The organism is Maledivibacter sp. (assembly GCA_025210375.1).
Classification (GTDB): domain Bacteria; phylum Bacillota; class Clostridia; order Peptostreptococcales; family Caminicellaceae; genus JAOASB01.
Window position 1 is genome coordinate 66,774 of the sequence record JAOASB010000029.1, and the last position, 12,625, is coordinate 79,398.

Sequence of the window (12,625 nt, forward strand, 5' to 3'; positions counted from 1 at the left end):
GGGCGATGATTTTATAGCAACAAAAACAAAAAAATCTACCCCCATCGGCTAGATTTCAAGTAATGTACTAATCATCAACATACATGAATAACTTCCCACCGAAGCATCAATTACAAATACATAGGCAGGTCTCCTGACTCATACATCATCCCAATAGATCGCCTTCCCAAAAGGTGGCATATTGATTATCAGTCGTACTTACAGTAGCGGGGGCTGTGTTGGATTTTCACCAATCTTCCCTATTATCCCTAAATATAGGGCACCTATACACTTCTAAAAATTATATAATTTTCATACTTTACTCGAGTATTATTGTAACACAATATGTATACTTAAACAATAGGATATTTATGCAAAAACATTATGGAATAAAGGGCTTATACCCATTATAAACGCCCAGTTTCTATGTGGATATTGAAATTGGGCGTTTATAATAGTTTATTATCTTAAATCGATAGGATATTTGTCAATTCATACATTTCTTTATCAAATTCCTTTTTCTTTGAAAGGGCTTCATCTATATCTAAATCTATAAGCTTATTATTTTTTATTCCTATAACTCTACTTGATTTACCATCCATAAGTAATTTAACAGCCTTATCACCCATTCTGCTTGCCAATATCCTATCAAATGCTGTTGGTGTACCACCTCTTTGAATATGTCCTAGTACCGTAACCCTTGTCTCTATGCCCGTTTTATCTTCTATTTCCTTCCCCAGCTCAAAGGCATTGCCTATTCCTTCCGCCAGCATAATAATACTGTGCATTTTACCCCTATTTCTTCCATTTATAAGTTTTCTACATATATCTTCAATTTTAAACTCTTGCTCTGGTAATATAATGCTTTCCGCTCCTCCAGCAAGCCCAGAATATAAAGCAATATCCCCACAATGTCGTCCCATGACTTCTATAATATTAGCTCTACCATGGGATGTAGAAGTATCCCTTATGTTACTTACCGAGTCTAAAACTGTATTTATGGCTGTATCAAAGCCTATGGTATAATCTGTATAAGCTAAGTCATTATCTATAGTTCCTGGTAAACCTATTGCTTTTATTCCTCCATGACTAAGCTTTTGAGCCCCTTTAAATGAACCATCTCCACCTATCACGACAAGCCCTTCTATACCAAATATTCTAAGAACATCCAATGCCTTTTTAAAGCCCTCTTGAGTCTTAAATTCCTCACATCTTGCTGTCTTTAGAACTGTTCCACCTCTATGAATTATATCTCCAACAGAAGACAGATTCATTTCTATTATATTACCATTTATTAATCCATTATAACCTTTTTCTATTCCCATTACTTTAATATCGTTATATATTGCCGACCTCACAACAGCTCTTATTGCTGAATTCATTCCTGGGGCATCTCCACCACTCGTCAAAACTCCAATTTTTTTCAATCAATATCACCTCCCACTCCTTATATTTTGACCAATAAACACAATTCTTATTTTATCCCTTATTTAATTTTTCTTCAATATATTTTTCTATGTCCTCAGCTTTATCCATATTCATTACTTTATTTGCAAAGGCTTTCATATCCTCATACTTTAAGCCTCTAATTTGTTTTCTTGCGGGCAATATTGATATTGGGCTCATACTAAATTCATCTAATCCAAGGCCCAACAATATTGGTATCATCCTCTTATCTCCTGCCATTTCTCCACACATACCGACCCATATACCTTCTTTATGTCCATTATCTATTGTCATCTTAATAAGCCTTAATACCCCCGGATTGAAAGGATTGTAAAGATGATGAATTTTTTCATTCATTCTATCTACTGCCGTTGTATATTGAATCAAATCATTGGTTCCTATACTGAAAAAATCAACATGTTTAGCCAAAACATCACTTATTATTGCAGCAGCCGGAACCTCTATCATCATTCCTACCTGTATATTTTGTGAATATTGTATTGTGGCTTTATCCAAATCAGCTTTTACTTCTTCAAGAATTTTCTTTGCCTCTAAAAGTTCCTCTAAACTGGAAATCATAGGGAACATTATTTTTAAGTTTCCATAAACACTAGCTCTTAGAAGTGCCCTTAGCTGTGTTCTAAATATGTCCTTTTTGTCTAGGCAAAGTCTAATAGCTCTATACCCTAAGAAAGGATTCATCTCTTCGTCAAACTTTAAGTATGAAAGCTCTTTATCTCCGCCTATATCCAATGTCCTAATTACAATTGGTTTTGGATTCATAGACTCTAATACTTCTTTATATGCATTATATTGCTCTTCTTCTGTTGGAAGTGAAGCTCTATCCATATAAATGAATTCTGTTCTGTATAGGCCTACACCCTCAGCATCATTACTTAAAAGTCCTTTTACATCATTGGGAGTACCGATATTTCCTGCAAGTTCAACTTTTCTTCCATCTATTGTTATACTTACTTGACCCCTTAAGGCATTCAATTCCTTTTTTTCATCTTCATATTTATTTTTTAGTTCTTTATAATGCTTAATTTCTTCATCGGTAGGATTAATTATAACCTCTCCAGCCTCCCCATTAAATATAACGAAGTCTCCATCCTTTAATTGCTCAGTAATATCTTTAAGCCCTACTACGGCGGGTATTTCTAAAGACCTAGCCATTATAGCTGTATGGGATGTTCTTCCCCCAATATTAGTTAAAAATCCTAAGACCTTCTCCTTGTCCATTGTTGCAGTTTCAGATGGGGTTAAATCATTTGAAACCAATATTATCTCTTCATCGAGCATTGATAAATCAACTACGTTTATTCCCATAAGATTTCGTATAACTCTTCCAGAAACATCCTTAATATCAGCTGCCCTTTCTCTCATGTAATCATTATCCATGGCTTCAAAAATTGCTATATATTGCTCGGCTATTTCCTTAAAGGCATATTCAACATTTATTTTTTCAGCTTCTATCTTATTTAGAGTACTTGAAATTAGTTCAGGGTCATCTAATATCATTAAGTGGGCATCAAAAATCGCAGATTTTTCCTCGCCAAACTCCCTTAATGCTTTATCTCTGATCCCAGCTAGCTCTTTTTTTGATTTATCTATAGCTTCTTGAAATTTATTTTTTTCATTTTCTATATCTATAAATTCTTTTCTTTCAACAACTATTTCTTCATTCTTGATTAATAGAACCTTACCTAATCCTATTCCTGGCGATGCTCCAGTACCCTTTTTCATATATTATTCCTCCTTATTTTTCGTCGAATTTTGATTCTATTAAGCCAACCAATTCCTCTAGGGCTTCCTTTTCATCTGGGCCATCGGTAATAATTCTTATTGTATCCCCTTGTTTTGCCCCCATACTCAAAATATTCATGATAGATTTCGCATTTAACTCTACACCCTTTGACTCAATTGTTATTTCTGATTTGAATTTAGATGCTGTTTTTACAAAAACTGCAGCCGGTCTTGCATGTAACCCACTTTCATTTAATATTTTCACTGTTTTTTCCATAATCGTCCTCCCTTTTTATTAAATTATTTTTATAATTTCCTTTTGCCCAAGCTTTACATCTCTACCCACCTCAAATATTACCTTCTCTCCTTTAGAAAGATTTGTAAATATCACTGGGGTGATTATTGATTTAGCCAATGTCCCTACTTTATTTAAGTCTATACGAAGTATAGGCTGGCCAAGCTTAACTTTATCCCCCTGTTTGACAAGGGCTTCAAATCCTTCACCCTTAAGATGTACAGTATCAATTCCAAAATGGATTAGAATTTCGCGACCATTATTGGCTACGATCCCAATCCCATGCTTTGTTGGAAAAAAGATTTCTATTTCTCCATTTACAGGGGATACTACTTCTCCCTCTATAGGATGAATTGCAAACCCATCACCTAGCATTTTGTTTCTAAAAACCTCATCTGGTACATCCTGTAAGGATATCAGCTTCCCACTTAGGGGTGAAACAAATGAGGTTTGGGTATCATCTTCTTCAGTTGATTCCTTTTTTAGATCTGGTAGTGAGGTCTTTTTAATTATATTTTGAATTATATTTTGAATTTCTTGTTTTAATTGATTTGATGTAGATCCAAATACAGCTTGAATATCATTTCCTTTTTCAAATACGCCCTTGGCACCCAAAATCATTATGAGTTCTGTATCTACTTTATTTAAGTCATTAACACTGACTCTCAGTCGAGTGATACAAGCATCTAAATTAACAATATTTTCTTTATCTCCCAGGGCTAATAACATCTTTGCAGCTAAATCCTGCATCTTTGATGCTTGTATAGAAGCTTTTTTATTGAGTTCTGATGATATTCCTTTATGCATTTGCACCACTCCCATTTTATTGGATGAAAACAAAAAAGGCATAAGCAAAAGGATAAAATAGAGTAATTATTTTATCAAAATCTTTTACTCATGCCTGATCGAATCAGTTACATGTAAAAATATGTAGTTTGTATAAATAAACTTGCAGAACTTAAGACACAGATATTTCAGTTAAAACTTTAATTTATATATATCAAACTCCCCCATAAACATAGAATATTTTGCTATATATAAATTAAGATTTACTTTGAACTCCATATGTAAATTTTAACATAAAACGTTTTCTTAATCAATATCTATATAGAAACCATAATAATTTAAGAATATGAAAAAATCAAAAAGAGGACTAAAATAACCAGTGTATTTTTTGAATGTGCCTTAAACGTCATTGCGCATCTTATAAAGATGTATGGCTATATAGCCTATCTCTCCTTCTGATATACTAACCTTCAAGGTTTTCTCCATAATCTTAACTATATAATATGCTATATTAAACTCGTAGCTAAGATCATCCTGAAGTTTATTTAAAAATTTATTTTCATCAAATCTTTTACTATACGCCCTATCTATTATACCCATTAAATGCATAACAAATCTTCTATATAGGAATGAGTTCTTCTCTAATGTAATTTGTAATTTACTTTCTACTAATTCTACAATTTGACTTATCATTTTGGAGTTTTCTAATGCTTCATTTCTATTTTTGTCCTTTCTTGCTCCATAGATGTGTAGAGTTAGGAATCCGATCTCAGCCTCTGGTATATAGATTTTTAAGTCCTGTTCTAATATGTCCACTGATTTTTTTGCTAAGCTATATTCATCAGGATACATAAGTTTTATTTCAAATAAAAAAGGATTCACTATACTAATTCCTTCTGTAAGCCTTTTTATTGCAAAATTTATATGGTCAATCAATGCAATGTAACCATGGGAATCCAGATTTTCTTTTATTCCGCCCTTAAGCATCTCAATTATTTTCTGAGTTGTTTCTATTATTTTAGGATCTACTGTTGTAAAAAAGGTTTCATAATCATCTAGGTCTAATCCATTTAATGATATGAATTTTTCCTCTATCTTATCCAAGTTTTTTAGTAAAGCACCCTTTTTTCTACCAAAACCGATCCCCTTACCAATTAGAATATAATTTTGATAATTTTGCTGTACCAAAATAACATTATTATTTAAAACTTTCTTTATTAGATATCCTTCCATAGAATTCCCCCAAATTTGCTTATGATAGTCTTAGCCCAGATTATCTATATAAATATTTTATGAACAATCTGAGCTAATACATATGGTTATTATGCAATTAACATAACTATTTGTCAAGAATAAAGAATATGATTTAACCATAGAAGGTTTAAGGCAAATGTTAATTTATACATATGTGAATATCCCATGCCTTTAGGAATTATTGACATGTACAAATTACGATTTTAATTGGAATTCCTATATCAGCTTTATGTTACCCAATTCACTAAAATTAAAAAAGCATCCCAGAATCACGAATTTCTTCGTTATCCTAAGATACTCCTTTCTAAGTTCAAAAGCCATCAGTTATTACAGACCTTTATCACTCTAATACTTTCTTTAAAAAGCCACCTGTATAGGAACCACTTACAGCTGCTACCTGTTCCGGTGTTCCCTTTGCTACTATTCTTCCTCCTCGGTCTCCACCTTCGGGCCCTAAATCAATTATATAATCACTGGATTTAATAACATCTAAATTGTGTTCTATAACAATAACTGTATTTCCTCCCTCTACTAGACGTTTCAGAAGCTCTATCAATCTATCTACATCTGCCATATGAAGCCCAGTAGTTGGCTCATCCAGTATATAAAGTGTTTTCCCCGTACTTCTTTTGCTTAGTTCAGTAGCTAATTTAATTCTTTGTGCCTCCCCACCAGATAGTTGTGTCGAGGGTTGTCCTAACCTAATATATCCTAATCCAACATCATTAAGAGTTTCTAGCTTTCTTTTTATTTTTGGAATGCTTTCAAAAAACTTAAGTCCTTCCTCCACTGTCATATTAAGCACATCGGAAATGGTCTTGCCCTTATACTTTACCTCTAGAGTTTCTCTATTATATCTCTTCCCCTTACAAACATCACATTGAACATAGACATCGGGCAAGAAGTGCATCTCTATCTTAATTATTCCATCACCTTTACATGCTTCACATCTTCCACCCTTTACATTAAAACTAAATCTACCTTTTTGGTATCCACGTACCTTAGCCTCTGGTACTTGAGCAAATAGATCCCTTATGTGATCAAAAACCCCTGTATAGGTGGCTGGATTTGATCTAGGCGTTCTTCCTATTGGAGATTGATCTATGTCTATAACCTTGTCAATATGTTCAATTCCCTTTACTTCTTTATGACTGCCTGGTTTCTTTTTAGCCCTATGAAGCTCCATAGCTATTCTTTTATAAAGTATTTCGTTGACTAAAGTACTTTTTCCAGAACCAGATACCCCTGTTACGCAGGTAAACAGCCCTAGAGGAAATTCTATATTTACTTTTTTCAAGTTATTTTCCTTTGCCCCAATAACCTTAATAGACTTACCATTGGGCTTAATTCTTTCATTAGGTATGTCTATTTTCTTTCTACCACTTAAATACTGACCGGTTATAGAATTTTCATTATCTTTAATCTCATCAACGGTACCTTCTGCAATCACATAGCCTCCATGCTCCCCAGCACCCGGTCCAATATCTATGACATGATCCGCAGCATATATGGTATCTTCGTCATGTTCAACTACAATCAATGTATTACCTATATCAGTAAGATTTCTTAATGTCTTTAATAATCTTTCATTGTCCTTCTGATGAAGACCAATACTAGGCTCATCTAATATATAAAGTACTCCAACAAGTCCTGAGCCTATCTGGGTCGCAAGTCTTATCCTCTGAGATTCTCCACCGGAAAGGGTTCCAGCTGAACGAGATAATGTCAAATAGTCAAGCCCAACATCGGCTAAAAAATTAAGTCTTCCTTTTATCTCCTTGAGTATTTGTTCAGCTATAATTTCCCTTTTTTTATCAAGCTTTAGATTTTTAAAGAAATCCAATGACTTTCTAACAGACAAATCTGATATCTCTGCAATGTTTTTATCCCCCACAGTTACAGCTAAGGATTCATTGCTGAGCCTTGCCCCTTTACACTTTTCACAAGCATTAAGACTCATAAATTCCTCTATTTTACTCCTCATATAATCAGAATTAGTCTCTTTATATCTTCTTTCAAGGTTCTTGATTATACCTTCAAAGGGTGCTTTATATTGCCTACTTCCGTATTTACTTTCATAGTTAAATTGAATAGTTCTTTCATTTGTACCATATAATAGCTCGTCTATAAAATCCTGAGGCAATTCCATAACGGGTTTATCTAAATCGATATTATGGTCCTTTGCTAAAGCTTCAACCATTTGCTGATAATACGTACCCTCTCCACTGTTGGCAATGGGTGCTATCGCTCCTTGTCTAATAGATAGTACCTTATTGGGAATAACCAGCTCCGGGTCAACCTTCAAAAGGTATCCTAAGCCCTTACAAGACGAACACGCTCCAAAGGGGCTATTGAAGGAAAACATTCTGGGCTCTAATTCTCCAATACCTATCCCGTGTTCTGGACACGAAAATTTCGTATTGAATAGCATATCCTCTCCTTCAATTATGTTTACAATTACAAGCCCCTCCGATAGTTTAAGTGCCGTTTCTATGGAATCACTTAGTCTCTTTTGTATACCTTCCTTGGTTATCAATCTATCGATTACAACCTCAATGGTATGCTTTTTATTTTTTTCAAGTTTAATTTCTTCAAATACTTCCCTAAGTTCACCGTCTATCCTAACCCTTACATATCCATCCTTTTTTATTCTCTCTAGTTCTCTTTTATGCTCACCCTTTTTTCCCCTAACTATAGGCGAAAGAATTTGTATCCTAGTTCCATCTTCTAGTTCTAAAACCTTATCTACTATTTGATCCACTGTTTGCTGAGAAATTTCTACTCCACATACAGGACAATGGGGGATACCGGTTCTGGCATAAAGCAGCCTTAAATAATCATATATCTCAGTAACGGTTCCAACTGTAGAACGTGGATTTCTACTAGTGGTCTTTTGGTCTATGGATATTGCCGGAGAAAGTCCTTCAATATACTCTACATTTGGTTTTTCCATCTGACCCAAAAACTGTCTAGCATACGCCGATAAACTCTCAACATATCTTCTCTGCCCTTCAGCATATATAGTATCAAATGCAAGGGATGATTTTCCCGATCCACTAAGCCCAGTTACTACTACAAGCTTGTCCCTCGGTATCTTAATATCTATATTTTTAAGGTTATGCTCCTTCGCTCCCCTAACATATATATAATTTTTAGACATTGTTTCACACCTCTCAAGTTTACTATCAATGTTAAATGTTTTAATGTTGTATGGAGTGGGTCTCTTTGGTAAAGGAGATAAAAGATAAATTATAGGATATAGGCACTCTAGGTCAAAACTTCTAGGTATTTCAGCCCTTTCGCCTTTAACATTTTAACATTTCTCATTCTAGCATTTTACAAATAATTAAGCATCAACTTGTTCCTTAAGCTCACTGATTTTATCCCTAAGCTCTGCTGCCCTTTCAAATTGTAAATCCGCCGCGGCTTGTGCCATGTCGCATTCAAGCTTATTAATAAGCTCAAGGGTTTCTTCCTTGCTTAGCTTTTCATCCTTCTTAGTACCGTATTTAACCTCTTCTTCTGCAACCATGGTTGCTTCTATAACATTCCTTATTTGCTTTTTAATCGTAGTTGGAGTAATTCCATGTTCTCTATTATAATCCTCTTGAATGCTTCTTCTTCTGTTAGTCTCATCAATTGCGCGCTTCATAGATTTAGTAATGGTATCAGCATACATTATTACCCTACCTTCGGCATTTCTTGCCGCTCTACCAATTGTCTGTATTAATGATGTTTCAGACCGCAAAAAGCCCTCCTTATCTGCATCCAATATGGCAACTAAAGAGACCTCCGGTAAGTCAAGCCCTTCTCTGAGTAGATTTATACCCACAAGCACATCAAATTTACCAAGTCTTAAATCTCTTATAATCTCCATTCTTTGCATTGTATCTATATCGGAATGCATATATTTAACTTTTATACCTATTTCTTTTAAATAGTCAGATAAATCCTCAGACATTTTTTTAGTCAATGTGGTAACTAAAACCCTTTGATTTCTTTCCGTTATCCTATTTATTTCTCCAATCAAATCATCTATCTGCCCTTTTACTGGCTTCACATCTATATGAGGGTCAATTAGGCCCGTAGGTCTTATTATCTGTTCAACTACTTTTTTGCTGTGCTTATTTTCGTAAGGTCCCGGTGTAGCACTAACATATATCCCTTGATTAATCAAGGTCTCGAATTCTTCAAAGTTAAGGGGTCTATTATCATAGGCAGAGGGTAATCTAAACCCATACTCTATTAAATTTTCCTTTCTTGAACGGTCTCCACCATACATGGCCCTTACTTGTGGCAGTGTAACATGTGATTCATCTATTACTAGTAAAAAATCATCGGGGAAGTAGTCTATAAGCGTATATGGCCTACTTCCACTCTTTCTATCGGAAATGTGCCTTGAATAGTTTTCTATTCCCTGACAAAACCCAACTTCCCTAAGCATCTCTATATCATATTTTGTTCTTTGATATATTCTTTGGGCTTCAATAAGCTTACCTTGATCCTTAAATTCCTCTACTCTTTCCTTTAATTCCTTTTCTATATGTTTAATTGCCCTTTCCAGCTTATCTTTTTTGGTTACATAGTGGGATGCGGGAAAAATTGCAATATGCTTTCTAAGTCCAACAATCTCTCCTGTTAGGGCATTTACTTCTGTAATTCTATCTATTTCATCACCAAACAATTCTACCCTTATGGCATTTTCTGAAGATGAAACAGGAAATATCTCAATAATATCTCCCCTTACTCTAAATGTACCCCTTGTAAAGTTTATATCATTTCTCATATATTGTATATCCACAAGTTTTTCCAATATCTCATCCCTACCCTTTATCATTCCGGGTCTAAGGGAAAGAACTAGATTTTTGTAATCTATGGGATCGCCCAGACCATATATACAGGATACACTTGCTACTATAATTACATCTCTTCTTTCAAACAAAGACATGGTGGCGGAGTGCCTTAGTTTATCTATTTCATCATTTATAGATGCATCCTTTTCTATAAATGTATCACTATGAACTACGTAGGCTTCTGGCTGATAATAATCATAATAACTCACAAAAAACTCAACGGCATTATCGGGGAAAAATTCTTTGAATTCACTACATAATTGAGCAGCCAAAGTTTTATTATGAGCAATTATTAAAGTTGGCTTTTGTACTTTTTCAATGATATTCGCTATGGTGAAGGTTTTACCGGAGCCAGTAACTCCAAGCAAAGTCTGATGCTCTAAGCCTTCACTAATCCCCTGAGCCAAGTCCTTTATTGCATCTGGTTGATCTCCAGTAGGTTTAAATTCTGAAACTATCTTAAACTCACCCATAAAAACACCTCATATGTTAAGTAGTAAAATGCTTAAAAATATCTTCAACAAATCAAACATTAGTTCGCTTCTTCGACTAAATTATATAATTCTTTTATTATCAAGTCAATGAAATTATATAAATTCTCTCACAATTATTTCACTCATGAATAAAATATTATTATGATGAATTTTTACAGCTTAATTTTGTATAATATTATTCAATACTTTTTATGCGGACGGTGAATTATATGCTTTATAATAATGAAAATCTCTATTTCAGATCATATGTTCACGGAGTAAATATTAAAATTCCCATTGCCAGCAATAAATATGTGCCTGAAATAAATTTCGATAATGCTGCCACAACCCCACCATTAAAAACTGTTTTAACTGAGGTACTTTCCTTTTCCTCAATGTATTCCTCTATACACAGAGGCACTGGATATAAATCTAAATATTCTTCATATTTATATGAAAAATGTAGGGAAACTATTGCTAAATTTGTGGGAACGGACTTAAATACGGACACAATTATCTTTGTAAACAACACTACGGAGGCTATAAATAAATTGTCATATAGGTTGGATCAAAGGGATGGAAGGGATGTAATTCTATCAACTAATATGGAACATCATTCCAATGATTTGCCTTGGCGGAAAAGATTTAAAGTAGATTATGTAGCCGTGGATAAAGATGGACGGTTATCCATAAGCGACCTAGAAAACAAGCTAAAAAAGTATTCAAATAGGGTTAGACTAGTAGCAGTTACAGGTACTTCAAATGTTATGGGCTATATCAATCCGATTCATACTATAGCTGAATTATGTCATAAATACAATTCAGAAATACTAGTGGATGGGGCACAATTAGTGGCCCACACTCCAATAAATATGAAACCCAAAGATTCAAATAAACATATTGATTATTTCGTTTTTTCTGCCCATAAGATGTATGCTCCCTTTGGTATAGGAGTTTTAATAGGTCCAAAGTCTTCCTTTGAGGAAGGTGACCCAGACCATGTTGGCGGTGGCACCGTAGAAATTGTTACCCATGATTATGTTAAATGGGCTAAGCCTCCCCATAAAGATGAAGCTGGATCGCCAAATATAATAGGTGTAGTAGCTCTTTCGTCTGCGATAAAAACCTTAACTATGCTTGGACTAGATAAAATCCATAGATATGAGAAAAGCCTAACTAAGTATGCCATGAAAAAACTAAAATTAATTCCTGAATTAGATTTATATGGAGACACAGAAAATATTAATGATAGAATAGCTATTATACCCTTTAACGTAAAAGGTATACCCCATGATATTTTGGCAAATATACTTTCATCTGAAGCAGGTATAGCCGTTAGAAATGGATGTTTTTGCGCCCATCCCTATCTTCATGAAATCCTAAATGTAAGTAACAAAGAAATAGAAAGACGTATTAATAATCCAACCTTACCCCATCCAGGTATGGTACGTATAAGCTTCGGTATGTATAATTCAAGTCAAGAAATAGATACACTTATTAAAGCCCTAAGTAATATTGTAAAGAATAAGGAATATTACTTAGCTAAATATACTAAACAAGTAAGATGCGCCCATCCAGATTATTTATGGAAGGTTTAAAATTATAAAAAAAAGCGACATAGGTCGCTTCAGGCCACCTAAAAACCCGAATTTCTTCGTTGTTGCTGAAACCAAGAACCCTTACGTATGTCTATATACGCTACGGTCTCTCGGTTTCAGCACGCCTCGAACTTCGGATTGTTAGGCCGCCTGCCATCTTGTTGACTTTGTCAACAATCTGAAGCTACATAGGTC

8 protein-coding genes and 1 riboswitch are annotated in these 12,625 nt (G+C 34.3%); of the genes, 1 reads left to right on the forward strand and 7 read right to left on the reverse strand.

From position 1 onward, the window contains the following. Window positions 1-105: 105 nt before the first annotated feature. Window positions 106-282: riboswitch (cobalamin riboswitch) on the reverse strand. 164 nt (window positions 283-446) lie between these two features. The 7 genes from pfkA to uvrB form a co-directional block, all read right to left on the reverse strand. Beyond that, window positions 447-1,406 (reverse strand): 6-phosphofructokinase, encoded by a 960-nt coding sequence (gene pfkA / locus N4A68_09910; protein MCT4564605.1) that lies wholly within the window; start codon window positions 1,404-1,406, stop codon window positions 447-449. 52 nt (window positions 1,407-1,458) lie between these two features. Further along, window positions 1,459-3,171 carry a phosphoenolpyruvate--protein phosphotransferase gene (ptsP, locus tag N4A68_09915; GenBank protein MCT4564606.1) on the reverse strand — a complete coding sequence of 571 codons (1,713 nt, stop codon included), beginning with the start codon at window positions 3,169-3,171 and terminating at the stop codon, window positions 1,459-1,461. 13 nt (window positions 3,172-3,184) lie between these two features. Further along, entirely contained in the window at window positions 3,185-3,448 is a 264-nt protein-coding gene (locus N4A68_09920; protein MCT4564607.1) for an HPr family phosphocarrier protein, read from the reverse strand. A gap of 18 nt (window positions 3,449-3,466) precedes the next feature. Continuing rightward, entirely contained in the window at window positions 3,467-4,273 is an 807-nt protein-coding gene (locus N4A68_09925) for a glucose PTS transporter subunit IIA (GenBank protein MCT4564608.1), read from the reverse strand. Window positions 4,274-4,651: 378 nt separating this feature from the next. Then, window positions 4,652-5,485, reverse strand: a complete 834-nt coding sequence (locus tag N4A68_09930; GenBank protein ID MCT4564609.1) for a PRD domain-containing protein — start codon at window positions 5,483-5,485, stop codon at window positions 4,652-4,654. A gap of 361 nt (window positions 5,486-5,846) precedes the next feature. Beyond that, on the reverse strand, window positions 5,847-8,666 hold the full coding sequence (gene uvrA / locus N4A68_09935) for an excinuclease ABC subunit UvrA (GenBank protein MCT4564610.1): 2,820 nt from the start codon (window positions 8,664-8,666) through the stop codon (window positions 5,847-5,849). Window positions 8,667-8,852: 186 nt separating this feature from the next. Further along, the gene (gene uvrB, locus N4A68_09940) at window positions 8,853-10,832 is read right to left on the reverse strand and encodes an excinuclease ABC subunit UvrB (GenBank protein ID MCT4564611.1); all 1,980 of its coding nucleotides are present in this window, start codon (window positions 10,830-10,832) and stop codon (window positions 8,853-8,855) included. A gap of 230 nt (window positions 10,833-11,062) precedes the next feature. Between uvrB and N4A68_09945 the strand changes: the two genes are divergently transcribed. Further along, entirely contained in the window at window positions 11,063-12,430 is a 1,368-nt protein-coding gene (locus N4A68_09945) for an aminotransferase class V-fold PLP-dependent enzyme (GenBank protein ID MCT4564612.1), read from the forward strand. Window positions 12,431-12,625: the final 195 nt, after the last annotated feature.

Excerpts from the sequence above, each read along its gene's own strand:
- N4A68_09920 (MCT4564607.1), bottom strand. The coding sequence starts at position 3,448 with ATGGAAAAAACAGTGAAAATATTAAATGAAAGTGGGTTACATGCAAGA.
- N4A68_09945 (MCT4564612.1), top strand. The coding sequence starts at position 11,063 with ATGCTTTATAATAATGAAAATCTCTATTTCAGATCATATGTTCACGGA.
- N4A68_09925 (MCT4564608.1), bottom strand. The coding sequence starts at position 4,273 with ATGCATAAAGGAATATCATCAGAACTCAATAAAAAAGCTTCTATACAA.
- uvrB (MCT4564611.1), bottom strand. The coding sequence starts at position 10,832 with ATGGGTGAGTTTAAGATAGTTTCAGAATTTAAACCTACTGGAGATCAA.
- N4A68_09930 (MCT4564609.1), bottom strand. The coding sequence starts at position 5,485 with ATGGAAGGATATCTAATAAAGAAAGTTTTAAATAATAATGTTATTTTG.
- ptsP (MCT4564606.1), bottom strand. The coding sequence starts at position 3,171 with ATGAAAAAGGGTACTGGAGCATCGCCAGGAATAGGATTAGGTAAGGTT.
- uvrA (MCT4564610.1), bottom strand. The coding sequence starts at position 8,666 with ATGTCTAAAAATTATATATATGTTAGGGGAGCGAAGGAGCATAACCTT.